At 35.6% G+C, this 26,860-nt stretch carries 24 protein-coding genes, 2 pseudogenes and 1 riboswitch; of the genes and pseudogenes, 21 read left to right on the top strand and 5 right to left on the bottom strand.

The window, feature by feature from the left end; genetic code table 11:
* Positions 1–131: 131 nt before the first annotated feature.
* The gene (locus J2Y03_RS23620) at positions 132–497 is read left to right on the top strand and encodes a winged helix-turn-helix transcriptional regulator (RefSeq protein WP_108669074.1); all 366 of its coding nucleotides are present in this window, start codon (positions 132–134) and stop codon (positions 495–497) included.
* A 61-nt stretch (positions 498–558) separates the two neighbouring features.
* Here J2Y03_RS23620 and J2Y03_RS23615 read toward each other — a convergent pair whose 3' ends face one another.
* The 3 genes from J2Y03_RS23615 to J2Y03_RS23605 all read right to left on the bottom strand — a co-directional run bounded on the left by J2Y03_RS23615 (position 559) and on the right by J2Y03_RS23605 (position 4,251).
* A complete protein-coding gene (locus J2Y03_RS23615; protein WP_310199073.1) occupies positions 559–1,650 on the bottom strand; it encodes a Ger(x)C family spore germination protein in 1,092 nt (363 codons plus the stop codon).
* Positions 1,647–2,642 (bottom strand): GerAB/ArcD/ProY family transporter, encoded by a 996-nt coding sequence (locus tag J2Y03_RS23610; protein ID WP_310199071.1) that lies wholly within the window; start codon positions 2,640–2,642, stop codon positions 1,647–1,649. Before J2Y03_RS23610 ends, J2Y03_RS23615 begins: the two co-directional genes overlap by 4 nt.
* A gap of 133 nt (positions 2,643–2,775) precedes the next feature.
* Positions 2,776–4,251, bottom strand: coding sequence for a spore germination protein (locus J2Y03_RS23605; protein WP_310199069.1), 1,476 nt, complete (start codon positions 4,249–4,251; stop codon positions 2,776–2,778).
* Positions 4,252–4,494: 243 nt separating this feature from the next.
* Here J2Y03_RS23605 and J2Y03_RS23600 point away from each other — a divergent pair.
* From J2Y03_RS23600 to J2Y03_RS23540, 13 genes and pseudogenes are all read left to right on the top strand, one after another.
* A pseudogene (locus tag J2Y03_RS23600) lies at positions 4,495–5,358 on the top strand (carbon-nitrogen hydrolase family protein).
* A 31-nt stretch (positions 5,359–5,389) separates the two neighbouring features.
* On the top strand, positions 5,390–6,061 hold the full coding sequence (locus tag J2Y03_RS23595) for a GNAT family N-acetyltransferase (RefSeq protein WP_310199067.1): 672 nt from the start codon (positions 5,390–5,392) through the stop codon (positions 6,059–6,061).
* An 18-nt stretch (positions 6,062–6,079) separates the two neighbouring features.
* Positions 6,080–6,750: pseudogene (locus J2Y03_RS23590) on the top strand (GNAT family N-acetyltransferase).
* Positions 6,751–6,939: 189 nt separating this feature from the next.
* Positions 6,940–7,554: a hypothetical protein gene (locus J2Y03_RS23585; protein ID WP_310199065.1), complete on the top strand. Its 615-nt coding sequence runs from the start codon at positions 6,940–6,942 to the stop codon at positions 7,552–7,554.
* Positions 7,521–7,907 carry a hypothetical protein gene (locus J2Y03_RS23580; RefSeq protein WP_310199212.1) on the top strand — a complete coding sequence of 129 codons (387 nt, stop codon included), beginning with the start codon at positions 7,521–7,523 and terminating at the stop codon, positions 7,905–7,907. The genes J2Y03_RS23585 and J2Y03_RS23580 overlap by 34 nt, the downstream gene beginning before the upstream one ends.
* Positions 7,908–9,154: 1,247 nt before the next feature.
* A complete protein-coding gene (locus J2Y03_RS23575) occupies positions 9,155–9,403 on the top strand; it encodes an acyl carrier protein (protein WP_310199063.1) in 249 nt (82 codons plus the stop codon).
* Entirely contained in the window at positions 9,396–10,805 is a 1,410-nt protein-coding gene (locus tag J2Y03_RS23570; RefSeq protein ID WP_310199061.1) for an AMP-binding protein, read from the top strand. The genes J2Y03_RS23575 and J2Y03_RS23570 overlap by 8 nt, the downstream gene beginning before the upstream one ends.
* Positions 10,806–10,960: 155 nt before the next feature.
* Positions 10,961–12,412 (top strand): MBOAT family O-acyltransferase, encoded by a 1,452-nt coding sequence (locus J2Y03_RS23565; RefSeq protein ID WP_310199059.1) that lies wholly within the window; start codon positions 10,961–10,963, stop codon positions 12,410–12,412.
* 29 nt (positions 12,413–12,441) lie between these two features.
* A complete protein-coding gene (locus J2Y03_RS23560) occupies positions 12,442–13,413 on the top strand; it encodes a hypothetical protein (protein WP_310199057.1) in 972 nt (323 codons plus the stop codon).
* 392 nt (positions 13,414–13,805) lie between these two features.
* Positions 13,806–14,609, top strand: a complete 804-nt coding sequence (locus J2Y03_RS23555) for an Ltp family lipoprotein (protein WP_310199055.1) — start codon at positions 13,806–13,808, stop codon at positions 14,607–14,609.
* Between the two features lie 460 nt (positions 14,610–15,069).
* On the top strand, positions 15,070–16,059 hold the full coding sequence (gene xerA, locus J2Y03_RS23550; protein WP_310199053.1) for a site-specific tyrosine recombinase/integron integrase: 990 nt from the start codon (positions 15,070–15,072) through the stop codon (positions 16,057–16,059).
* 516 nt (positions 16,060–16,575) lie between these two features.
* Positions 16,576–16,677, top strand: a riboswitch (purine riboswitch).
* Positions 16,678–16,920: 243 nt separating this feature from the next.
* Entirely contained in the window at positions 16,921–17,856 is a 936-nt protein-coding gene (locus J2Y03_RS23545) for a nucleoside hydrolase (RefSeq protein WP_310199052.1), read from the top strand.
* Positions 17,857–17,906: 50 nt separating this feature from the next.
* Complete coding sequence (locus J2Y03_RS23540) at positions 17,907–19,163, top strand: nucleoside permease (RefSeq protein WP_310199050.1); 1,257 nt, start codon at positions 17,907–17,909, stop codon at positions 19,161–19,163.
* A 666-nt stretch (positions 19,164–19,829) separates the two neighbouring features.
* On the opposite strand, the gene J2Y03_RS23535 is transcribed toward J2Y03_RS23540, so the two are convergent.
* Both J2Y03_RS23535 and J2Y03_RS23530 read right to left on the bottom strand, forming a co-directional pair.
* Positions 19,830–20,774 carry an NADP-dependent oxidoreductase gene (locus J2Y03_RS23535; protein WP_310199048.1) on the bottom strand — a complete coding sequence of 315 codons (945 nt, stop codon included), beginning with the start codon at positions 20,772–20,774 and terminating at the stop codon, positions 19,830–19,832.
* Entirely contained in the window at positions 20,771–22,156 is a 1,386-nt protein-coding gene (locus J2Y03_RS23530; RefSeq protein WP_310199046.1) for an MFS transporter, read from the bottom strand. The genes J2Y03_RS23535 and J2Y03_RS23530 overlap by 4 nt, the downstream gene beginning before the upstream one ends.
* A 105-nt stretch (positions 22,157–22,261) precedes the next feature.
* On the opposite strand from J2Y03_RS23530, the gene J2Y03_RS23525 reads away from it, so the two are divergent.
* The 7 genes from J2Y03_RS23525 (at position 22,262) to J2Y03_RS23495 (ending at position 26,615) form a co-directional block, all read left to right on the top strand.
* Positions 22,262–23,164 carry a LysR family transcriptional regulator gene (locus J2Y03_RS23525; protein WP_310199044.1) on the top strand — a complete coding sequence of 301 codons (903 nt, stop codon included), beginning with the start codon at positions 22,262–22,264 and terminating at the stop codon, positions 23,162–23,164.
* Between the two features lie 319 nt (positions 23,165–23,483).
* On the top strand, positions 23,484–23,948 hold the full coding sequence (locus tag J2Y03_RS23520; RefSeq protein WP_310199042.1) for a DUF3291 domain-containing protein: 465 nt from the start codon (positions 23,484–23,486) through the stop codon (positions 23,946–23,948).
* 247 nt (positions 23,949–24,195) lie between these two features.
* Entirely contained in the window at positions 24,196–24,420 is a 225-nt protein-coding gene (locus tag J2Y03_RS23515; RefSeq protein ID WP_310199041.1) for a cyclase, read from the top strand.
* Positions 24,421–24,578: 158 nt separating this feature from the next.
* Positions 24,579–25,028 carry an SgcJ/EcaC family oxidoreductase gene (locus J2Y03_RS23510; protein ID WP_310199039.1) on the top strand — a complete coding sequence of 150 codons (450 nt, stop codon included), beginning with the start codon at positions 24,579–24,581 and terminating at the stop codon, positions 25,026–25,028.
* Between the two features lie 82 nt (positions 25,029–25,110).
* A complete protein-coding gene (locus tag J2Y03_RS23505) occupies positions 25,111–25,242 on the top strand; it encodes a hypothetical protein (RefSeq protein ID WP_310199038.1) in 132 nt (43 codons plus the stop codon).
* Positions 25,243–25,288: 46 nt separating this feature from the next.
* A complete protein-coding gene (locus J2Y03_RS23500) occupies positions 25,289–25,426 on the top strand; it encodes a hypothetical protein (protein WP_310199036.1) in 138 nt (45 codons plus the stop codon).
* Between the two features lie 145 nt (positions 25,427–25,571).
* Positions 25,572–26,615: a serine hydrolase domain-containing protein gene (locus J2Y03_RS23495; protein ID WP_310199034.1), complete on the top strand. Its 1,044-nt coding sequence runs from the start codon at positions 25,572–25,574 to the stop codon at positions 26,613–26,615.
* Positions 26,616–26,860: the final 245 nt, after the last annotated feature.

Below are 26,860 nucleotides of genomic sequence, written 5' to 3'. Positions count from 1 at the left end.
GAACAGCAGAATAGAATTATATATTCACTGCTAATATATAATGTATGGAAGGATATCACAAGTACATACTTTTATTTTATATAGTGAAAAAAGTATACTGTAGGTTATAATAAATATGGAGGTGAAGTGAAATGTCGCGAATGCAGGATAAGATGTTTAATTGTGAAAAAGAATTAACTCTTTCCGTTATCGGTGGTAAATGGAAGATGCTTATACTATGGCATCTAGGAAAAGAGGGAACGAAGCGATTTGGTGAACTGAAAGCTCTTATGCCAGGGATCACGCAGAGAATGCTAGTTAATCAATTGCGAGAACTGGAAGAAGACTTGATTGTAAAACGCGAAGTCTATCCCGTGGTTCCTCCAAAAGTAGAATACTCCCTTACTGAACAAGGAAGAAGCTTGATGCCGATTCTCGATGCTATGTATAACTGGGGAAAAGATTATATGGAAACTGCTGGGTTGAATCCTTTAGTAAGACAAGAGTCGATTAGGTAAATTTTAACTGGTAAGCTAAGGTTGACTCCGGCCAAGGGGGTCAACCTCTTTTCATGATAATTTAATAATTATTTTTAGTATTTTGTAATGCCTCAAAATAAAGCTGATAATTAACTTTTATTTTCATTTTTCCCCAAGCGGCTAACCATACCTTTTCGCTGATGGGTTTGGAAAAGGGGCTAAGGGTGTGTGTTCCGATTTGAAGAGGATCCACCTTCAGATCTCGCATTTTTTTTATGAGGTCCATAGTTTTCATTTCTAATTCAATTTCAATTTCCTTATGAAGCTGCATCAGTTCATTTCCGTTGAGGATATTTTTATTACCTTGATATTCCTCAATTCTTCCATTTAGTTTCACGTTTATTGTAACTAGGGAAAGATTTTTATCTAAATCCACATTTACTCTTGAGCGTAGATGCCCAATAACCACATCTAATTTGGGTATTGGAAAAAACTTCAAATAGTGATCATTGTCAAGAAGTTGAAATATTTGATCTTCGGTACTTGTGACCGTTTCTATTAATTTATCATTGCTAAAAAAAGCAGTCCCCTCGTAAGTAAAGTTATCTTTCGCTACTTTGAAAACAGGAAGAACGGGATCTGAAAATGGTGAAAACAGCTCATTTTTATATTCATGCAAATTGACAATGGTCATTTCACCTTGTCTTTTCCTCTCATAGTGTCTTAGCATCCGATACAGGTAATAATCAAGGTTTTCTTGCTTCTTTGCTTGTCTGTTAATATATTCGTCAAAATTACCTTTAACGATTACTAAATACATTCGTTGCGAAATATCATAGTCTGTCAATAGCGTGTTAATCAACTGAATAATCCCTTGTTTCGCTAATTCCTCATGAATTAAAAAAAAACGGAGTTGTCCAACCTTCAATTCACGATAATATCTTAAATTAAAGTCTTTTCCTCCCTGTTTAAGGAGATCAACTTCTAGTGTTAATAAGCTTTTTGGCTCATTTACTAATGGAGGGACTAATGTACTCATTTTTATTTTTCCTTTTTCGCCTTTACTAATTGACCAAAAAGTGAGAGGGGCAATATCTTCAATTGTGTTGTTCTCAACAAATGGGGCACATCCTGGAATCATGACGAATGAAACAAAGATTCCCCAAACTAAAAGCATTTTCTTTCGTCTCATGCTTTTACACGCCCTTTTAGCTTTGTCGATAGGAGCAAGAATGTTGGGACGATAAAGTAAGTTATTCCACTTAACCAAATTTGAATATTCAGGAGAATATTTTGTTCGGTTTCAATGGACCAAATCCAATTATTCACAATTACAAAGCAGAGAAATAACATAATACAAGTGACAGCAAAACCCATACGTGAAGGTTGGGTACTTGTTTTTTTTAGGATGATTCTTGTAGCCCCATATATACATAACAAGAAAATTGATATAGCAAACACCAATAAAAACATATGCAGTGAAATCAGGATAATATCCAGTCGTTCAAACATGGGAGATTGTAAGTATCGAATCATATGAATAATAGGGTATTTACTTTTACTTAAATAATTTGAACCGAAAAAGAATAAACTCGCAATAAACAATAGCAAATACTCTGAAGTAGAAAGAGCATTCGCATAGGTTAAATATTTACGCATTTTTTGTTGCGGTTTGATCCAAGGAATTAAACAGATTAAATACTCTGGTCCTGAATATGAAGACCAAATGAGTAACAATCCTTTCCATGAATCCGTTGTCCAATTTGTTGGTATCAAGGGATACAAATCATGTAATGCAGCGATTGGGGGGAAAAAAAAGGGATAATATAAAAAAATTATCCAAAAAACACATAAAAAAACAATTACCACAAACCGTATGGTATTCTTCATTCCTAGTGAAGCAACATAGGAGCTCGTAAGAAGAATGAAAAAAATAATCCAATTTAAATTCATTGATGGGAAAATAAAATCATGAATGACTTCTAAGTATCCAAGTGTGATCACCGTTATTTTGATTAGTATCAATATAAGGCCTATAAAAGTCAAAAGCCTTACCATTCGAACACCAAAAAGCTCTACAAAACCTTGATATCCCTTTTTAGCATAATTTGATTCTAGCCATTTGCATAACAGCCTTATATTGAGTTGGGAAAAGATTGCCATTGCAACAATGCCCCAAATCATAAACGGGTGTAATAAGTAGGTAGGCATTAAAAAAAATAGGTAAAGCATTTGGAAACGGTTGACGATGAAAAAGACATAGATTCCGTCAAATTTAGATGATTTATCAAATAAGGAAAATGTGGCCACCTTTGAATCACATCCTTCGTTTGTATCTCCATTTCTGTAAAGGGTGTAAATGATCCGGACGGGATTTCATGTTTGTTAAAGGCCCTCTAATAAAGAGATCGTTCCAGTCCTTCCAGTAAAATGGAGCGATTGGTGAAAAATAGGGTTGTTTTAAGGAAGTAAGACCATTTAGATGTGCCAAAATGGCAACAGCTCCCATGGCAATGCCAAAAACACCAAAAAAGGATGAAAGGAGAAGAAAAACAAATTGAATGAGTGTATTTGCCTTCGTCATCAAATAGTTTGGTACTAAAAATGAGGAGATGGTTGAAATACAAACTAATACAATTAATACTTTGCTCGCAAAACCCGCTTGAACCGCTGCTTGACCGATAACTATACCACCAATCACCCCTAAGGTTTGACTTGATTTGGTCGGCATCCGTAAACTCGCTTCTTTTATGATTTCAAGAATAGTTAACATCAGTATTGCTTCCCAAAATGGTGTAAAAGGTAGTTTACTTCTAGATTCCACTATAACAAATAGTATTTGTAAGGGAATCATTTGATAATGGTGGGTTGTTAGTGCAACATAAAATGGTATCAGTGTGACGGACAGAAAAAAGCTTAAATATCGAATAACTCTTAAAAAACTTGCAACTGGCCAACGATTAATATAATCCTCAGGTGATTGGAAAAGGTGAAAAAAGGTGATTGGTGCAATTAATACAAACGGTGTGTTCTCTACCAAGATAGTTAATTTACCGAGCCCTAAGGAATAAGCACAAACATCTGGGCGGTCAGTTTGTTGGAATTGTGGAAAAATACTGTGATGATGTTCCTCCATAAATGCCGCTACCTGGGATGAATCGAAAAATAAATCAAAGTTAATTTCAGAGATTTTCTTTCTTGCTATTGATATATATTCAGGATTGGTTAACCCGTCTATGTACATTAGGATAACCGTTGTTTCACTTAATGAACCTACTTTATATTTCTCTGTTTTTAATTCAGTAATAGGAAGTCTTCTGCGTATGAGGGTGATATTTGGTTCTAATTGTTCAGTGAAACTATCTTTTGCACCGTATAAAATTGTTTCTGTTTCAGAGGTTTCAATCCCCCTACTTAATTCGTTAGGAAGAGGAATGACCAACCATTGTTCTTGGATACAATCATTCAGAAGTACAGCACCGGTGAGGAGTAATTTCTGTGCCTCTTCAAGTAATTGGATTTTCATTACTTTAGGTGTGGCTATGCTTTCGTAAATCATGGCATGTGGACATTGGATAACAGGTTCTATTATCGATTCATTCAAACGATCCTGGTTAATTAAGGTTCTTAAATAGATAAAGACAACTTTTTGATCGTTAAGTGTAGTGCGTTCGATTATCTCTATATCGTCCATATTGTCTAAAACCTGTTTTAGAGAGTCTAGTGATATCCGCACAGGTTGTTGTGTGTCACTACTATCATTAGCAATGCTTTTACCTTTTTTCCAAAACATTAACATCCCTCACTGATATAAGCTGCCATTTGTTCACTTTAGAAAAAGTGTAATGGTAATTCTTCCTTTTAGTATGAAAAAGAAAAGATTTTTTATACTAATAAAATAAGGTAGGGGAAACTATATAAATTTTACAGTATATTTTTTTACACTATGTAATGAAAAAGTGCGTACTTGTTCAAATTTTTCATTTCGTTAATAATAGGATTAAATGATTATGACAAATAGAAAGTAGGGGATTGTATGCAAATGAGAGTATCAGCCGTTCAGTATTATCTTCATACCATTAGCTCTTTTAAAGAGTTTGCAGACCAGGTGGAGCATTATATAAAAACAGCAGAAGAATTCGGATCCGATTTTATCATCTTCCCTGAATTTTTCACTACTCAACTTATGTCCATTGGCAACGATAAAGGGGAAGCATTAACCATCCAATAATTACCTGATTATACCGATCAGTACCGGTCGTTATTTATCGAACTTGCCAAACAATATAAGATGCACATTATAGGTGGAACACATGTGACCCGTAAGAATGATCGCCTTTATGACGTTGCTCATATGTTTTACCCGGATGGAAGAGTGGTGGAACAAGCGAAACTTCATATAACTCCAACAGAGGTACATGAGTGGAATATGAGTCCCGGAGACGGTCTGGAATTTTTCGAGACTGAAAAAGGGAAAATTGCTATGTTAACGTGCTATGACATTGAATTTCCGGAAATCGTTCGTATGGCAAAGGCAAAAGGAGCAGATGTCATTTTCTGTCCATCATGTACAGACGATCGCCACGGCTTTCACCGTGTTCGTTACACAAGTCATGCAAGAGCCATCGAAAATCAAGTCTATGTTGTCACAACTGGTACGGTCGGTGCGCTGCCAACCGTTGATTTCATGCGTGCCAATTTTGGCCAGGCAGTTGTCATCACACCAAATGACATTCCATTCCCGCCAAAAGGGATTTTGGTAGAAGGTGAGATTAATCAGGATATGATCGTTACAGCAGACTTGAATTTAGAGCTATTATATCAAGTTCGTGAAAAAGGATCGGTGACCACATGGCGTGACCGACGTACAGATCTTTACCCAGATTGGGAAACAAAATAAGCTGATTTATCAATGAAATGGGGGACTCCTCATGTATCGAAAAGAATTTTTCGTTTTTGACCAAGACAAACCTGTTCCAGTTGTCATCCGAAATTATGAAAAGAAGGACTTTCCTGACTTAATTCGTATTCAACAGGAAAGCTTTCCTCCTCCATTTCCATCTGAATTATGGTGGAATGAAGAGCAACTAAATAATCATGTGACTCTTTTTCCACAGGGAGCTTTATGTATCGAAGTGGATGGTGAAATAGCTGGGTCTATGACTGGACTTCTTGTCGAATTTGATCCTCAACATCCAGAACATTCCTGGGAAGAAATAACGGATAATGGCTATATCCGGAACCACAACCCTAAAGGGAATACCTTTTACGTTGTCGATATAGGTGTCCGTCCATCTTTTCGAAAGTTAGGTTTAGGCAAGTGGTTGATGTTTTCTATGTATGATGTTGTTGTTCATTTGGGGTTGGAAAGACTGCTTGGTGGGGGTAGGATGCCAGGTTATCACAAACATGCGAATGAAAAGTCACCTGAACAATATATAGATGCTGTGGTAAAAGGGGAGCTGAAGGATCCAGTTATCACTTTTCTCCTCCGTTGCGGCCGTACACCAGTAAAAGTAGTAGCAAATTATTTAGAGGATGAAGAATCGTATAATTATGGCACGCTAATGGAATGGAAAAATCCGTTTTCCCATTCAAAATAAAGAAAAGGAGATGATCCAATGGAATATAGTAGAATTACCAATATCAACGATCCGTTATTTAAACAAATGCATCAATTAATGCAAGATGTGTTCCCCCAGAAGAAGTACTAGAATTTGATCTTTGGAAAGAACCGTTAGAAGATCCAGGTATCCGTGTTTTTGTCGCTGTTCATGAAGGAAAAGTAGTGGGCGCAACTGAGTACCGTTATTATGAAGACTTTAATGTAGCAATGACGGATTTTACAATTATTGGCCAAGCAGGCTTGGGCATCGGTCCATTTTTAGCGAATAAAAGACTAGAAGACCTGAATGAATTAGCAGCAGCGAATGGGAAGAAACTGATGGGTATGTTTGCTGAAATCTATGACCCATATCGTGTAGAGCATTATGAATTTGGCGGTGTTAAGCCGATGGATCCTTATGTTCGTCGTGAAGTGCTGGCACACCTTGGATACAAACGTCTGGATTTTCCATATGTTCACCCGTCCTGGAACAATGATGGAGAAGCTGTAACTGGTCTAGACCTATGTTTCCTCCCAATGGATGGAGAAAGGAATGAACTGCAAACAGACTTAATAGTGAAATTTTTGAAACGCTATTATACCGTCTTATCAAATAAACCAGAGACTTGGTATTCAATGATTGAAAACTTAGAAGCTAAAGAAAAAGTGGCATTATTATATTTTTAATGATTGAAAAAGCTTGCTGATTAAGTCGCAGTTTAGACTAAAGTCGGCAAGCTTTTTTTGTAAAAAGAGAGAAATATGAAAAAGTTCATTTTTTATAAAAATGTGAACAAAGACCAGTTTTGTCACGTCTAATTCCTTTAGAGGGTTCGTTATCTATATCGGACAATTTAAAAGTGAGAGAGGTAAAAAATGAAAAAATATTTGGATCTGCCCCTTAGGATTGTTCTCATGATTTCAAGAATCCTTTTTGTTTTTGCACTACCTACATTAATAGGAATAGGGAAAACACTAACGATTAACTTTAAGCCGTTTTGGAAATTTATTGAGATTAATATTCAAAAATTGACTCAAATTAATGATCCTCAATTCATGGGCTTATTTGAACAAATGAATATGGCTGAAAGCTATCGTTATTCGATGACCATTGTATTTGCATCCTTAATGGTGGTTATTATTGTTGGTATGCTGGGAGCGTTAATGGTGCAAATGGCACCCCAAAAAATAGGGAAACTGTTCAGGAAAGTGACGGATTTTTTTGAGTCCGTTCCGGATTTACTTGTCATTTTTCTCTTTATGTTTTTCGTGATCACACTCTATAAAACAACTGGACTGAAATTTTTGCAGCTATATGGCATCTTTGGTCATAAGCCCTATTTTGTGCCTATTGTAACCATCTTTTTCCTCCCAACCCTGTTTTTTATGCAATTTCTAATTAAGACCCTAGAGGGGAAGAGTATAGGGACTATGTTTTATACCTCAAGGCTAAAGCAATTAGGAAAAGTAGAATCTTTATTGTACATATGATTCGTAACATCTTTCCACTATTTATCATTCAGCTGAGAACAAGTATTTGGATTATTCTCTCGAATCTTTATCTTTTGGAGTTCATGTTTAACATCAATGGCTTCACGAAAACTTTTCCAATCGCAATGGGAATGGGAGAGTTTTTATTACTAGTCATATGTCTACTTCTGTTTACATTGCCTCTTTTGTTAATAGAAGCCTTGAGCCTATTGGTGCTAACTTTTTTTAAAGGGAAGAATAGTGTTAGTTTAGGAAGAGAATATGATAATTTCTTCGATTTATTAAGGAATGAAGAAGTTTCTGCTAGTGATTATAAAGTTTATCAGAACAGGATTATATTAATTACTACTTGAATAAATCATCTTTCAATAATGCTTTGGATTTACGAAATAGGTATAGTCATGGTACACAGCCAAGTGGAGATGACAGTGAAGATATTCATGAGCTTAATTATATGATTTTTCTAAGAATGTTTATATTGATCATTATTAAAATTAATGATGATTTTTGCATATATACAGAGAATAAATTTAAAGCCCCAAATTAGCGGTGTTAATAAAGCAGCAAGGTAAACTCACCAACATCTTATTGTGTTGCCACATACACTCCGCACATGTGGTATACGGAAACATAGTCTACGCCTAACATAATTAATGTCTTGAAAATTAGCGGAAGTTTGAAATAACTTACGCTTCTTTTTTTGTTGAACAATTACTGCACAGTACAACGATACTTGTAATTCAAAAATCATGTAAGGCGATCACTCTTTTAGGGTGGTCTTTTTTTCGTATTAGACCATTACTACGCAACAAATAAATTCATTTATGATAACTTTATTAAAAAGGTTTTATTTATCGGGTAGGTGTTCAACAATCGGGCCAGATTGTTGAATAACACCTGTTAATGAATTAGAAATTTAAATTTAATAATTGAATATAGATGTACCTTTATTCGTAATAAATTATCTAATTATTCAGACGTTTAATTCTCGTTAAAAAGAGTGTCTCTATTATTGATGACTGTAGTATTTACTTTGTTTGTTTTTTGTTGGTGAATGTTCCTCTAAAATTATCCAAAAAGTAGATGTTTACGAAATGGAAAGCTTTACGAATATCATAAAAGATTCATTGACCTCGTTTACAGAAAGTATCATAACACAAATTATTACGTGAGTTGTTGACCTTTTGAAAAGTGATATGCTAAAATCATGTATGAAAATGATTATCGTTATCAATAAGGGGAAATGAAAATGTGCTAATAAGTGGTGTCTCGATGAAAAATAACAGAATTATTGATTTGAGTAATCCATAATGGTTGCGCATTTTGTCTATTATATCTTCCAACGATATTCTAAATATTTTTCTTCGAGCTAGAGTGTTTTTTTCAGTACTTAAGAAATAGAGTTAAAGTGTGCATGATTCTCGACAAAAAAGTATAACTTGAGACAGAAATATCGATTAGGTTACCGTAATTTTCAGGTGTATCATCTTCAAGATGTGGCTGCTGAACCCTAGATAATTTGTCAGATATAGAAACTGTTTGAGCTAACAAGATCTTCATACAGATGCAGGAGACAGTAATGATTGAAAGGGTGTAAATGATGAGAAATATCGAAAAATATAGAAATGCATTTATTAATGTGCTGGACTTGGAGGAAGATGATGTATGTGAAGAGTTAGCACTTGGAGAAACAAGAGAATGGGATTCAATCGGACATATGACACTCATTACTGAGATTGAGGAGGTTTTTGATGTCTCAATAGATTTTGATTGGATTACAGAGTTTAATTCTTACAAGTCAGGGATTGAGCTATTGAAACGGTTGGGAGTGGACTTTATTAATGAATAGTTTCAAAAAATTGGAGGAGTTTGGGAACCGCACCGCTGTATATGCTGAACGCAAATATTCTTACTCTGAAATGGTAGAAATTGCCGACGCTATCTGTGGTAATGTAGGTGAAAGAACGCTCGTTTTTTGTTTATGTTCAAATAATAAAGAGTCTTTACTTGGCTACGTGGGCTTTATTAGAGGTGGTGTTGTACCTGTACTTTTGGATGCATCTATCCATATTGATTGGTTGCGCAGATTGATTAACCTTTATAAGCCTGCATATATTTGGGCGAGTAGTGAAAATCAAGACCTATTAAAAGTAATGGATAGTTCATTTGTGTTTGGAGACTACACATTATTTAGATGTCCGACATATTTCCAACATGATCTTCATGAAGATCTTGCGCTCCTTTTAACAACCTCAGGAAGTACTGGGAGCCCTAAATTTGTTCGTTTAAGTTATAAAAATATTTTCAGTAATGCTGAATCAATAGCAAAGTACCTTGACATTAATGCAGACGATAAACCTATAACAACACTTCCAATGAATTACTCCTATGGTCTCTCGATAATTAATAGTCATTTCATATGCGGGGCGACGATAGTTGTAACGGATGCATCTATCATGAAAAAAGAGTTTTGGAACTTATGCAGAGAGCAGCAAGTAACAACTTTCGGTGGCGTTCCTTTCGTGTATGAGATGCTTGATAGGCTGAAGTTTGAAGAGTTTCATCTTCCAAGTTTAAAAAAACTAACTCAAGCAGGTGGAAAATTAAGCTCCATTTTATCGTACAAATTTGCGGAAGTTTGTAATCAGAAAGGAAAACAATTTTTCACCATGTATGGTCAAACTGAAGCAACGGCTCGGATGAGCTATTTACCATATGAAAAATCCCTTGATAAAGTCGGAAGTATTGGTATTGCTATTCCAGGTGGAGAACTGATTTTGCAAGACGACAATGGCAACAAAATTACACAGCCTAATGTTATCGGCGAATTGATATACAAAGGAGCAAATGTTTCTTTGGGGTATGCTGAGTCGTTATTCGATCTTTCGAAAAAAGATGAGAATAACGGAATTTTGCGTACAAGTGATATGGCTTACTTTGATCAGGATGGGTATTTCTTTATTACTGGCCGGATCAAAAGAATGATTAAAATCTATGGGAATCGTATCAGTCTTGATGAAGTTGAAGGCCTTTTAAAAGAGTATGGTCATGATTGTATCTGCGCTGGGACGGATGACCAAATGTATATTTACACATTGAATGAAGATTGTGTTTCAATAAAAAAAATAATCAAGGAAAAATTAAACTTAAAAGGCTTTAAGATTATGAGAATTGAAAAAATCCCACGTAATCATTTTGGAAAAATCCTCTATTCCGAGTTACCTAAATATGAACAATTTATAGTAACCTAAACCCGTAACAGAAATGTGGTACACGTGACAAAACTTAAATACTGAAATCTGAAACTAATTGTGTCGCCTTCTAGGTGAAGCATTATAATAACGTGAATTCTGCATTAGGTTATAGATTATTAGTTTCTGAGCATTTCGTCAACACAGGTGATTGAATGACTTTTATATCAATTGAGTTTCTCCTATTTTTCGCAATAATTGTTTTTACCTATTATTTAATCCAGCATCGATTAAGATGGATTCTATTATTAGTAGCAAGTTACGTTTTTTACGCTATCCTAAGTATTCAATTTATACCGTTACTACTTGCAAGCACAGCTTTTACTTATTTTACTGGAATTATCATTGAAAAACAGGAGACAAAAAAACAGAAGAAAAAGGTCATGCTAGTTGGTATTTCCGTATTATTGTTTTTTCTGGGATGGTTTAAATATTTTAATTTTGTAAATGACTCACTTCGAGCGATTGCCAAATACATGGATTGGAATTATACCGTACCATACCAAGAAATTGTCCTGCCATTAGCCATTTCTTTTTATACATTTCAGGCAGTAAGTTATCTTGTGGATATCTATTATGGAAAGCAAAGGGCAGAAAGACATTACGGTTATTTTTCGATATTTTTTGCGTTTTTTCCGCAATTAGTTGCTGGGCCGATTGAACGTGCTAAGAAATTGCTTTCGCAATTTAAAGTAGAACATAGTTTTAATTATGAAAATATAAACTATGGGATGAAAAGAATTGCATGGGGTTTTTTTAAGAAGACATTAATTGCAGATCGACTAGCTCCAATCGTATCCAGTGTTTTCGATAGTCCTAACCCGACTGGTTCACAAATCGTATTAGCTACTATTCTATTCTCGATACAATTGTTCGCTGATTTTTCAGCATGCAGTGACATTGCCATCGGTTGTGCAAGAATGCTAGGGATAAATTTGACAGAAAACTTTAAGCAACCTCACTTTGCAGTTTCGATATCAGACTTTTGGAATAGATGGCATATAACGCTCTCTACATGGCTAAGGGACTATGTCTTTATCCCGTTATGTAAGGGGAAAAAGAAGAGAAGTGAAATTTATTTAGCAATTTTGATTACTTTTTTAGTTAGCGGCATTTGGCATGGAGCCGCTTGGAATTTTGTTTTATGGGGTCTAATTCATGGGATTTATCGTGTGTTTGGAGATTATACAAAACATTTTCGTGGAAAAATAGCTTCATTTATTAGATTGGATAGAAGTCCAGTGCTACATAAATGGGTGAAAATCTCAATCACCTTCCTGCTAGTTTGCTTTTCTAGAGTTTTTTTTCGATCGGATTCCGTCACACATGCATTTGAAAATGCCCAACTTTTCTTAACACTTAGCTCCTGGAGACCATCGGGAATGATTAAAGCATTAGAAATATATTCGCTGCTAGATTTAGTGATCTTCATGTTTTTCTTTATTATTGTACAAATATTTCAGTATATCGAAAGAAGAAATACTTCAACATGGAAATCGCTATCGCAGCGCTTGATATTCACTAGATTTGCATTTTATATTTTTATCATTTTATCCGTCCTTATTTTCGGTGTTTCGGGTAAGGGGTTTGTTTATGGTGGATTTTAATCTAAAAACAAATTACATGGGAAATTTGGTTGGAGTTTATTCGTGAGCCAATCAGTCATTTTAGTAAAAGAAGCACTGTTTTGAAAGGATTTGCTATGGGACGATTATTTATTAAGTTAACAATTATCATCATTGTTGTTTTACTACTGTTTATGCCAGTCAATAACTTTGTAAAGCAATCTCATGATTACAATATTAACCATGAAATACTGGCGTTTAAGAAACATCCATATCCAGTTAATATCATCAACCTAGGTGCATCTCACTCAATGTATGGTTATTATTTCAAGCCTACTGGTTTATCCCATCTGGACTTAGCACTTCCTGCTCAGACGATTCAGTACGACTTTAAATTGTTGAAAGAGTATGGCAAGTATCTTAAATCTGATGGTGTAGTTATCGTTTCCATCTCTCAAATTACTTTCGCAAATTCTGAGGCCAAGCACATAGGAAATTATTATAAAGTTTTGGATCGTACCGAAATTGAACCGTTTCGTTTAATTGATTACTATAGATACTTGTACTTACCTGGGACAAATAGTGGTAGTTTTAATTCTGCGCTCTCGGGCAAATTGAAAAACTTTAAATGGAATTCTCATCAACCTTGGGCAAATAACGGTAGAAACTATTCGGAAAGAAAGTATGAGAAAGTAGAAGCACAATACAGAGAAGCGGTTGAGAACAATAATAGTGAACGAAATATGAAGCAGTTAAAAGAGATTGTAAATTATTGTAGCGAGAAAGGCTACCGAGTAATATTAACCATGGAGCCAGTACATCAGTCTTATAAAGAATATTTTAATGAAGAAGTAATGAACAGACTTGTTTTTCAGCACTTAAAAGCTCTTAAATTAGATGTCCCATTTTTAAATTATATGAATGATCAAAGATTCGCAGACAACAAAAATTATTTTATCGATCCAGATCATTTAAACAGAGAGGGAAGAAAAATGTTCTCTTGGATAGTTTACAGGGACCTCAAGAAATTGGGCTATTTGTGAGCGATTTAAATTACTATTATTTATATTAACTTATTTAAGACAGAGGTTTTTAGTTATTCCATTAAAGGGCGCTATTGTTGCATAAGCAATTAGAAAAACAATAGATAAATTTATTGCGCAGTACAAATACACTATTCATAAAAGAATGATAATTCCTCACCAAGTGAATTTTGAGGGAAAAAACCCTATTCCTCGGAGAAGTAATCCGTTACGGTTGAAAGGGAGAAAAACGTAATTCACAATCAAAATAACTCCTTGTAAAAATGAAATTAACAGTCTAAATCGAAAGGCCTGCATTTCTATTGAATTTTATGGGGATATTCTACTATATTAATGATATAATTAAGTTGTTATAATTTTGTTATTTTTTACATAATATAGGAGGAAAAGGAATGGATAATTTATTTGTACTATTATTTCTTATATCTACTTTAGCACTTATTATTGGTTTAATTAAACCTAATATTGTATTATCGTGGTCTCCAGCAGCCAAAAGAAATAGGAAATATGTGGCAATGTATTTTGGAATTGCAACAGTAGTATTTTTCACTTTAATTGGATTAACTACACCTCCCGCAAGTGAGAGTGCTGTTAAAAGCGAACAAATAGAGTTAGAGAATGAAAGTCAAACAGAAAAAGAAAAAGAGGAAGCTAAGAAAGAAGCGGAAGATCAAGCTAAGAAAGAAGCGGAAGATCAAGCTAAGAAAGAAGCGGAAGATCAAGCTAAGAAAGAAGCAGAAGATCAAGCTAAGAAAGAAGCGGAAGAACAAGCTAAGAAAGAAGCAGAAGAACGAGCTAAGAAAGAAGCAGAAGAACAAGCTAAGAAAGCGGCAGAAGAACAAGCTAAGAAAGCAGCCGAAGAGCAAGCTAAAAAAGCAGCCGAAGAGCAGGCTAAGAAAGCAGCTGGAACGGTGTCACAGCAACAAGCAGTAAGAATGGCTGAAGATTACTTAGATTATACTGCATTCTCAAAAAGTGGCTTAATAGAACAGTTAGTATTTGAAGGTTTTAGTAATGAAGATGCTGTTTTTGCAGTAGAAAAAATTAATGTAGATTGGCGAGAACAAGCAGTAAAAATGGCTGAAGATTACCTAGATTATTCTTCGTTTTCAAGAAGTGGCTTAATTCAACAGTTAGTATTTGAGGGTTTTAGTAATGAAGATGCTAATTACGCTGCAAATAGTTTAGGTCTATAATAAAAATTTTGAACAAGTTGAGAGTCAATCCTGTTTTTTCATTTTTAAAATCAATAAAAATTTGTTTTAAGAATAAGTAGTTCCGTTTATGTGTAGATACATACGTAATAGGACAAAAGTTTGTAGAACAAGATGAACTAATGGGTAGAGTTAGCTTAATTAGCAAAAAAAATCGGTTCCTAATTGAAAAGGCAATCGATTTTTTTATGATCTTATTTGCTTAACGTTGAAGATTCGCTTTTTCTGCCGAGACCCCAAAAACAAATAAATATTGCTGCGCAGTACAAATATACTGGCAGTATACAACTATTAGAGACGATTACTCCAAAAGTAATCGTCTCTTTCTTACTTAAAGACTTAAAACTACGAAAATAAATAGCTGTTCATACTCAGTTGGTATTTTTTGTGTTTGAATAGGCAATCCTTAGTTTACAAATAAAAACAAAGGAGAGTTGCTTTTATGAACTTAGGAGAGAAAATATTATCAGATTTAGTGGTAGCATTAATAGAGTTATATCCAAATATCGAAGTGGAAACCACAAAGAATAAATTATCTACTGTTCTATCAGAGTATTATATTCAAAAAGTTAAATTAGGAGAGGTGCACCCTGATCTGGAGGATAAAATACAGTTGTTCATATCGGCCAAAAGACTAGAAGGTTTAAGTTCTATTACTCTAGACAACTATATCCTGGAATTAAGTATGTTTGCTGATGTCGTAAAAAAGAAGGCTGAGGACATAGCTACGGCAGATAAACGAATGTACCTAAGTCAAGATGGATCCTTGAAAATGAGCACAATCAGAAAGAAACTATCTGTTTTAAAGAGTTTTTTTAGTTGGTTGGCTTCTGAAGAATATATTATACGTGATCCAACTACAAAATTAAAAGCTCCAAAAGATGAGTACCGTCTTCCTAAAGCGTTATCAATCGAAGAATTGGAAATGTTGAGAGAAGCATGTGAAACAGTTAGACAACGTGCTTTTCTTGAAGTATTGTATGCAACCGGCTGTCGTTTATCTGAAGTTTATGCGTTAAATATTGCTGATATCAATCAACAGAATAGGAGCACATTAGTTATAGGTAAAGGTGATAAACAAAGGGAAGTCTATTTTTCAATTAGAGCAATGTATCATTTAAATAAATACTTAAAACAACGCGAAGATGACTGTAAAGCCTTAATGATTACAGAGAGAAAACCTTATAGAAGGTTATCTAAACGAGGAATTCAAAGAGAAATAGGAATGATAGCTAAGAAAGTGGGTCTACAGGACAAGGTTAGTCCTCATGTTTTAAGACATACTTTTGCAACATTAACATTAAATAATGGAGCTGAACTTGTAGCCATACAAGAGCTATTAGGTCACAGTTCACCAGATACCACACTAAGATATGCCAAAATTACTCATGAACGGAAACGTGAACAACATAAAAAGTATCTAATTCAATAATGTTTGTTTGTCATTCGACTCATACTACGCAACAAATAATTTCGTTTATGATAACCTTATTAAAAAGGTTTTATTTATCGGGTAGGTGTTCAACAATCGGGCCAGATTGTTGAGGAGACAGAAGGAGTAAGAATACTCATAAAGATGGTTTGTTAAATATTTACGAGGTAACGGGTTGCAAGAGTTGAAGAACTGAGAAGAGGTTTCTTTTTTTCTAAATGAATAGAGTAGAACTTCACTTTCAAAAATATTAATGAATGTCCACCTTGGTTCGGATCATGGGTTAAACCAAAATCTTCGCGACGGTTCAGATCCTGACTATTTCGATTTTAAATTGTGCTGAATAGAATATAGCATTTGAGGGATTTAGGTCAGCCCCCAGATAGCAAAAGTGTGAAAGCAGTAAAGGGAGAATAATATTGAAAACGCTTCAATTACACGAATGATAAACTACGAAAAACGAAAAATGTTCGTGTTTTAGTTGACGGAACCCCAAATTATTGCTATTATAAATTCGAATTGAATCTTGAATTATGTCGTATAATATTGGGGATATGGCCCAAGAGTTTCTACCAAGCCGCCGTAAAGGGTTTGACTACGAGGTGAGTGTTAAATAGAAGAAGGATTAATTCTTCCTTTTTGTATTTACATGCCCTAGTCAACGCTCCGGTAGCTATCGGAGCGTTTTTTATATTTTAAGATGTTTTTTATAAGCTATCATGCGAAGCGGCACGTCAGGCAAATTTCTATGGCTCTTAGTACGGAACAAAGTGCGACGTTATTCGAGTATTCCAACAAAAAAATCGTTGGATGAACCCCAAGCAATTTATAATAATTCACCATGAAGGGATCGAGAAAATAATGAAAAAGAAAATTTATTTTAATCACGATGGCGGAGTTGACGATCTTATTTCGCTATTTTTATTACTAAAAATGGACACGGTTGAGCTCACAGGTGTTTCAGTCATTCCAGCAGATTGTTATTTAGAACCTGCCGTGTTTGCGAGCAGAAAAATTATTGATCGCTTTGGAAACGGCGGCCTTGAAGTAGCTGAGTCAAATTCTCGTGGGAAAAATCCTTTTCCAAAAGATTGGCGTATGCATGCGTTTTATGTTGATGCCCTACCGATTTTAAATGAATCTGGAAAAGTTGTAACACAAGTGGCTGAAAAACCAGCACATCTTCATTTAATAGATACGGTTCTAGCAACTGAAGAAAAAACAACTTTATTATTTACAGGCCCACTTACAGATCTTGCTCGTGCATTAGATGAAGCTCCTGAGATTGAAGAGAAAATTGAAAGACTTGTTTGGATGGGTGGTACATTCCGTGAAGCAGGAAACGTACATGAACCTGAACATGATGGAACAGCGGAATGGAACGTGTTTTGGGATCCTGAAGCAGCTGCTCGTGTATGGGAAACCGGCATAGAAATTGATTTAGTGGCGCTTGAAAGTACAAACCAAGTACCGTTAACTTTAGATGTACGTGAGCGTTGGGCAAAAGAACGCCAAAATATTGGTGTGGATTTTCTTGGCCAATGTTATGCGATGGTACCACCACTTGTTCACTTTTCAACGAACTCCACATACTATTTGTGGGATGTGTTAACAACCGCATTTGTTGGCAATCGTGATCTTGTGAAAGTACAAACCATTAACAGTATTGTCCACACAGATGGTCCAAGCCAAGGCCGTACAGTTGAAACAGCTGATGGACGTCCAGTGAATGTAGTCTACGATGTGAATCGTGATGCATTCTTCGATTATATGACTGAATTAGCTAAAAAAGCTTGATGACTAGAAAAGTACAGCTTAGACATTAACAACTTAGAAAGAGGAAAACAATGACAATTAAATCTCGACTTAAAATTATGATCTTTCTCCAGTTTTTCATTTGGGGATGTTGGCTAATTACACTTGGCTCGTATATGATCAATACATTACATTTTTCTGGCTCACAAGTTGGAGCGGTTTATGGCGCATCTGGACTTGCTTCTCTTATAATGCCAAGCCTTATAGGGATTATCGCTGACCGATGGATGAAAGCGAATAGATTGTATGGAATTTTACATTTTCTTGGAGCGATTTGTTTATTTATAGCAGCACAAGCTTCAGACCCAACCGTTATGTTTTGGGTAATGTTTTTTAACGCTATGGTTTTCATACCGACAATTTCATTATCTTATACTATTTCCTATATTGGTTTAGAAAAAGAAGGACTCGATACGACGAAAGAATTCCCGTCCGTTCGTGTATATGGAACCGTTAGTTTTATTCTTGCCATGTGGCTCATTAGTGTTGGTGGATTTGAGTTAAGCAATATCCAGTTATACATTGCATCAGGGGCTGCTATCTTACTGGCATTATTTTCAGTTGTGCTGCCTGATTGTCCAACAGCAACTGTTAAGAAAGAGAAGTCGTGGGTAAGCCACTTAGGACTCGACGCTTTTGTCCTATTTAAACAAAAGAAAATGGCCATCTTTTTCGTGTTTGCAATGCTGATCGGTGCTGCACTGCAAATTAATTTGGCATTTGCAGACCCATTCCTTCATGATTTTGCGCTAAATCCTGATTATAAAGATAGTCTTGCTGTGAAATACCCAGCTATTTTATTATCAATTGGACAATTTTCAGAAGTAGTCTTTATTCTTGCCATACCATTTTTCTTACGTAAATTTGGGATTAAAACGGTCATGCTATTGAGTATGGTGGCTTGGACGTTGCGATTCGGTTTATTAGCTTTTGGAGACCCAACCGGATTAGGGTTCATCTTATTACTATTATCCATGATAGTGTACGGTGCAGCGTTTGACTTCTTTAATATTTCTGGATCGATGTTTGTAGATAAAGAAGTGGATCACCGAATTCGTGGGAGTGCACAGGGCTTATTCATGACAATGGTGAACGGACTGGGAGCTTATTTAGGTGCTGTGATTAGTGGGAAAATAGTGGATTATTTAACGGTTGACGGCATAAAAGACTGGCAGAATATCTGGTTAGTTTTTGCTGCCTATACCATCGTTCTTGGAATCGTTTTTGCGATAACTTTTAAATACAAACACAGCCAGGATACAGCGAACCATGTAAATAAAGCTACTTGATCTGTATGATTTCAAGTTAGGATATGAACGATAAAATTAGCAGCCAATTTCCTCCTCTTTGGGGAAATGCTGCTTTTTTTTAATTTTAGTACCTTGGAAAGAGGTCTTGTGTAAACACAGGACAAGCTTATGAAAAGTGGCGGTGATCGGGCTCCATTATACGTCAATATTTTTTCTAAATTTAGCTGATAAACATTGACGTACAACGGATAAGCACCAACTCAATTAAACTTTCGTTTAGTGTAGCTGTTTAAGGATTTTGTTGAATCGGTGATAAATTTGTCACAATGAAATGGATTTATTTGTTTAATTAAAGTTTGTGTGTATTTGAGATAAAGATGTACCTTTTAAAAAGGTTTAATCAAAATTTTGTAGGTTTTTTTATTCAGCAATCGGGCGCGTTTCTGAAATAAGAAAAGCGTCTTTCTTCATGAAAAGGGCCATTATGTGGAATAAGCAAGAATCTGTTAAGAAATGCGTAAATAGTTATTGTTAAGGTTTTTTAACTATAAAGAAAGATAATAAAAAAAGAGACCTCACAAATATGTGAGGAAATGAATAATTTGATTGGTCTACTAGAAAACATACAACAAGCGGCTTTTATGTCTGGTAAATTACTTTTTGATTCTAGGTTGGTTGGTTGTTCCACGATCTAAAAGTTAGAACTTAATCATCATCATATACTTTTAAAATAATGCGCCCGCGCCCATGACCTTGCTGAGATATCCTATGTGCTTCCTGCACCGTTTCTAATGAAACAAGTTTTGAAATGACGATCCTTAACTTTCTATCTGCAATCAATTGGGAAATTGTCTGAGAAATAATTTTTGTTTCCTCAGGAGAATACGGAGTAAACGGTTTGACGGTTTTTAGTCCATACATACGTATTTTATCAGCTGATGGCTGTTCAACTAAAGATAGAAGTTTTCCTCCTTTTTTCACAACGGACCAGGATCTTTCTAACGTATCTCCGCCCACCGTATCGACAACCAGGTCTACATCCTGGACTATGTTCTCAAAAGAGGTGGAAGTATAATCAATGACGTTGTCTGCTCCTAATAAGGACAGGAAGTCTAAATTTCTCCCTGAACTGGTTCCAATAACATGTGCTCCCTTCCATTTAGCCAATTGGACTGCAATAGAACCAAATCCTCCTGCTGCTCCATGAATCAGCACTTTTTCACCTTCCCTTAATTCTCCGTCCCTAAATAGAGTAAGCCACGCTAAAATAGCACTCCCAGGGATTGCTGCTGCCTCTTGAAATGTTATTGTTGAAGGTTTAGGAAAAATTTCTTCTCTTGATGCTACGGTAAACTCAGCGTAAGTTCCATATTTGCTTCGTCCAAAGACTTCCTGTCCGATGTGATAATCATGTACATTGCGGCCAATTTTCTCCACAGTTCCTGCAAATGTTGTCCCAGGTGTATAAGGAAAGATTGCGGGCCGACTATCCTTAAAGTAACCTTCACGGTATTTCCAATCATACGGAAGCACCCCAACGGTATGAACCCGAATTAACACCTCATCAGAGCTGGGCTGCGGAATAGGAATCCTTTCGAGTTTTAATTGTTCCGGTCCACCGTATTGGTAAACCCGAATGGCTTTCATCATAATGAATCATATCCTTCCTTTATTTTTTTGTAGCCATTATCGTCTTCTACATAAAATGTGACAAATAGCCAATTTAACATTGCCAGTATGAAAAATCCAAAGTATATATTACTGTATATTGCTGTTTGGCTATCGAAGGCAGCGGGGTTTATGAGAGGGAAATGGTTTAACTCGATTAGTTTGGTAGTAATGGCTCCACATATGGCAATGGAAATAAAGTTTGACAAACTGTATACACCTAGACCAATGCCTGATTGCTCTACAGATAGTTTTCTGGATATCCAATTAGTTAGAGATGGCTGCATAAAAACATATCCAATTTCCGTGAGAATCAGACATAAAGACAGGACCCAATACGTATATCCCGAAAGAATTGAGAGTAAAAGAAAACCAATACTTAGAAGGACGAGAGATAGCCTTATTACATATCTGCTTCCTTTTCGATCAGACAATGCCCCGCCATATAATCCTAACAAGCCTGAAGTAATAGCTGAAGGTGCCAATAGTAATCCAATCCAAAACCCATTTAATCCGTAAAATTGACTGAAAAGCAATGGAGTGATCAGAAATACACCAAAATTGGCAGAGGTATTCACTGCACCCATTATGATTCCATAACGATAGGCAGCATTTTGAAAGAGGTGTATTGGAATAAAAGGATTAATAGATTTCCTTTGCTGAATAAGGAATAAGATTAATAAACATATAGATCCAATAAAAAGCCAAATATTCAGCAAGGTAATAGCTTCCATTAGACAAATAATGAAGGCGGTTAGTAATCCTGCACCTAGTAGATTCACTTTTCCAGCTTTTTTTTGTACATCATTCGGGAACCATTTGAGAATAAAAGGAAGAGTTAGAATAATGAACGTGGAAAAAAGAAATAAAAAACGCCAATGCAAGATTCCAGTAAAAATCCCGCCCAATATTGGGCCAATTACTCCTGAAAATGCCATGACAGAGGCTAGAATCCCAAGTGCTTTTCCACGGCGTTCTTCATCAACATAGCGAACAGGGGCTATCATCGCTAAAGTGGGAATAGATGATACACCAATTCCCTGGATCACACGGCCAACAATTAACAGAGAGAAATCTGGAGCAATTAAACAAAAGATGGATCCAGCGGAAAATAAAAGAACCCCAAAAACAGCAAGACTCTTCATTCCAAAGTGATCTGATAATTTTCCGTATATTAGGGCACCCATTGCTGAAATGATTCCCGAAACAGTGACCACCCAACTTGCAATAGAAGGAGATAGTGTAAACTGTTCAGATATATCAGGTAAAGCCACGTTCAACATAAAGCTGTTTATGATCGCAAATGGGACCATGAAACAAAGCAAACGAATGATACGAGTTTCCTGCAGGATTGAAAGTGTCATGGTTTCCAGACCTCCTAATAAGGATTATCACCACATTAACAGTATATTTTTAAATACATATAATGGAAAATATATATTCGTTTATATAATGATAACGTTAAGCTTATGAAAGGAGTAAAAAATGAAATGGATTTGCTTCAGCTAAAGTATTTTCAAAAGGTTGCTCAATTAAAACATTTGACACAGGCTGCAAACGAGCTCTATATCACACAACCTGCTCTTAGCCAAACCATCGCAAGGCTGGAAAAAGATATTGGAGTACCATTATTTAACCGTACAGGGAGGCAAATTAATCTAAATGAGTATGGAAGGGTATTTTTGGAAAAAGTTGAGATAGCACTTCATGCATTAGAAGAAGGAAAACGGGAAATAGCTGATATGGCAGGACTGGAACGGGGAACAGTTTCTATCGACACCACTTTTTTGCCTCATTTTTCTGATGTCATCAATTCTTTTCGAACTTTCTATCCGGATGTTCAATTTACTATTTCCCAGACTACAACAATTGAAAAGAAAGAGCAGCTCCTAGAAAGCGGCGGGATTGATTTTTCTATTTCTTGCAAACCGATTAACAAAAATGGAATTTCAAATATTCCAATTCAGACTGAAGAAATGTTGATTGCCGTTCCCTTTAAACATCCCCTTGCTAATCGGAAGAGCGTTAAATTAAGTGAAATTTCAAATGAAGATTTCATCCACTTTAAAAAGGGGCATTCCTTTCGGGATGCAACCGATGAAATATGCCAAAAAGCTAGATTTACAATGAATGTTGTGTGTGAAGCAGACGATGCGAATACAATAAAGGAATTATTGAAATCAAATCTGGGAATTGCTTTTTGGTTAGAATCTTTGTTGGAAAAAGATATTCCATTTCATTATTTGCACATAGAGGAATCTGAAAATCAACGAATCTATTATTTATCTTGGTCGGAAAAGAGATACTTATCATTGGCTGCACAAAACTTTCAGGAACTCCTCATACAACACTATAATAACGGGGATAGTTAAGAAAAAATACTGTATAAAAACCAAAAAGAAGCATTGGCTAATCTTTATTCAGTTCGACTAAATGAAATTAGAGATAACACATTTTCTTTCACAAAAGGGCACTTTTCTTTAATAAGAAGCCGTCTTTTTGCATGGACAACACATTTAATCCTATGCGCTCGACGAGATTGTGAAAAAATATACTTAAATAAACGGGTGCCATACTTCAACAATGAAGTATGGCTATTCTTTTTAAGTAAAGGAGCAGGTTAGTGAAAGAAGGAATTTTCACATCTTTACTTGAATATATCTAGGAAAAGACTATAGATGGAGGCTGTTTATGGCATTAGTTTCAATCTATACTGTTGGCAGGATAAATCACCCCTATGACCACCCTGCCTCTCGTGAATTTTATGAAATGGGATATAAAGTGATGCGTCAGGCATCTGTATCAGGACATCTTATAGAGGAGTTTTCATCAGATGGAGTGCCTTTCCCTGAAGAAGCTAAAGAGAAAGGTTACCCTGTTCTGACCCTAACGGTATGGAAAAGCCTTCAATCCTTATATCGTTTTACCTATTCAGGGAAACATAGCCAAGCGTTGCGAAATAGGAACAAGTGGATTGAACCTCATCAAGAGAAACAACCTACATATGTGGTGTGGTGGACAGAGAAGGTGAAGGATGTTTCTTGGGAGGAGGCTTTCAGGAGATATAACTATTATATTCAACATGGACCCACTCCTTTTGCATTTGATTTTAAGTATGCATTTGATGAAAAAGGGGAGACGTTCATGATTAAGTAGCAGGGGGACCCTTAAGGAATAATACAACTTCCTGTAACATTTTATCGCCATTTTTACTTGTTCTGGATGAAATTGTGAAGTATTACATTTAAACTATCGGAGGCAAGAGTTAATTATGGGGTTGCTGCGGCGATCCCTTTTCTTATTTGACTAACGGGTGAGGCAGTGGAAATGTGGAAGATGGTATTTGTTCTTTAAAGCCAGAATATAAATAACACTATAAAACTAAGGTTAAGGTGGATTCCAAATGGAAAAAAGAGTTCTATTCGACTTTGAAATTGAGTTTACGAATGGCGATGGAATTCAAGGACAAGAATTCCGTCTTGATATTGATGGAGATGACATTTCTGACGAAGAGTTAGCTAGGTATATTGTAGAAGATATGAGGTTGCTAATGGTTGGTAAAGTACGGATTCTTAACAAGAAAATCATAAATGAAAAACATAAACGAAGACATCCTGACCAGAAATAATAAATGTTTATTTTAAAGAACTACAAGTTTAAGCTGCCATTTCAGTTGGCTTTCATATTGATCTAAAGTGGCAGGTTAGTTGAACAGTGCATTTTAGTTTTTAATTCATATATTAGTAAAGAAATACTAATACTCAATATTTAGGAGGAGAAACTAACATGTATAAAAAGTCCGAGGTTCATGATTCAAGTGAGGAACAGCAGCAAGAAATCGGTGCAATTCACCAAACAATTGCCGAAATGGAGGCTGCATTTAATCAACATGATGCCGATAAATTAGACAGCCACTTCACTCAATATGCAACATGGGTTAATGTTGTCGGCGTGCTCCTATCTGGTTGGAATCAAATCAATGAAGCACACAAGATTACATTGGCAGGACCGCTCCGCAACTCATATGCTCACTATTCGGTTGAAAGCATCCAATTTGTTCGTCCTGATGTAGCTATTGCACACATTCACCAATATCCTACGACTTCCGAAGGAAAGATAATTGAAATCGGGCAGGGGAGTCTCGCTATTTATGTGATGGTAAAAGAACAAGGAACGTGGCGAATTGCCGCAGGACAGAATACTTTCGTCCAAGAAATTCCTCCGTTCAATCCGTAATATGAACCGTCATCTTAGAAGCCAATCTTTAGATATTGTGACAGCCTCTCTCATAACTTAGGAGGTTTTTTTCATTTGTTCCTTGTCAACTAATTGGGGCTTAAGAAGGATTGCTTTGCATATTGAATTAACGGGTAGCAAGAGTTCAAGAACAGGGATTGCAACAGCGATCCCTTCTTCAGCTAACGGAGCAGGATTGTTTAAGAGGGAATAACGTTCTTTTTATGGAATTTTAGCTAAATAAGGGGGATTAGATAGATATGCATATACCTTGGATTGCAATTATAGGACCTATTGTATTGGTTTGGATAGCATCGTTTATCGTTTATAAGCTTATTAAAGAACATATAGATGAGCGTTTTGAAGAACTTAAAAAATGGTTGAAAGAAAATCGCTAAACATATATAAGCCAATTGAATAAATGGGTGCTTTACTTTAATAAGAGGTCTTTTAAACGAACTTCCGCAATCGGGACATTTAATGGAACAATGGTATCAGTCAAAATCGTTATTATAATGAATAACATGGGGGGAGGTAAGCCATATGGAAATTCAAAAACAAAAATTCCAAAAAATTTTCGGAAACGTTACAAAGAAAAAGCAAATACATGAATCTGTTCTTCTCGTAGAAAACTCCAATGGAGATGTTTCATACAGTTTTGGGTACGGGGGTAAGAATGTAGATACGCCATTCTTTATTGCAAGTATCACAAAGCTGTTCACAACCACTTGTATTTTTATTTTGAGAGAGCAGGGAAAACTGTCACTGGATGATGAAATAACAAGATATTTAAAAAAAGACACATTAAGGAACCTTCACGTTTACAAAGGTCGAGAGTATTCTAATAGACTTACACTCTCGAACTTATTGTTTCATACAAGTGGATTGAGGGATGTGATTGAGGAGGGTAGCAATAAGTCGAAAAAACGTGCTATTTATAAGGATGTGCAAATTGATTTTAATGAAACCATAATAAAGACGAAGGAAATAAAACCACACTTTGCACCAGATATGGGAAAAAGAGCTCATTACGCAAATATAAACTTTGAAATCCTCGGAAAAATAATTGAAATAGTTACTAATTCAACATTGGAAGATGTGTATAGACAATTAATTTTTGTTCCTTTAGAACTCAAAAATACTTATCTCCCGAAAGATGAGGATGATTTTATCCCGTATGTTTATTATAAGGACACTGCCTTTTACCGTCCAAAATTACTTAGGAGCATTCGCGCAAGTGGCGGTTGTGTTTCTACGGCTCGTGAATTAATGGTATTTATCAAGACTTTCTTTAAAGGTAAGTTATTTAATAATACTGTTTTTCATGAACTAAAAGTAAATAACAGGTTGCAGGCTTCTATGCTTCCAATTCATTACGGTGCTGGATATATGAGAGTTCCACTAAATGGTCTTGCAACTCTTTTTATGGGAAAAGGTGAGTTAATTGGTCATTCTGGTTCAACAGGTTCCTTAGCATTTTACTATCCCGAAAAGGATATGTTTTTTATTGGAGATGTCAATCAAATGGAAAACCCAGCAACTCCTGTACGGCTGGTGATGCGACTTGCCATGTCTATGAAATCATGAAGACTAAAGTATCTTCCATTAACGTGCGCTTATCGAGAATAAAAGTGGCGCCCTATCTTGTGGAAAGGGGAAATGTAGTGGATTAACCAATTCCTGTAAGTTAAAAAATTAATTTAGGATATTGTGAAAAGATGTACTTAAAGTATCGGGTGCTTTTGTTAAAGATGGGATCGCTTAGGCGGTTCCCTTTTTGTTACTCAACAAAAGGGCATGTTAGTCTAAAAAAGTAATGGAAGATTTTTATC

Source organism: Neobacillus niacini (assembly GCF_031457145.1).
GTDB classification, from domain to species: Bacteria; Bacillota; Bacilli; order Bacillales; family Cytobacillaceae; genus Neobacillus; species Neobacillus niacini_J.
Note: the sequence above shows the minus strand (reverse complement) of the source record. Positions and strands in the feature narration are given on the sequence as shown.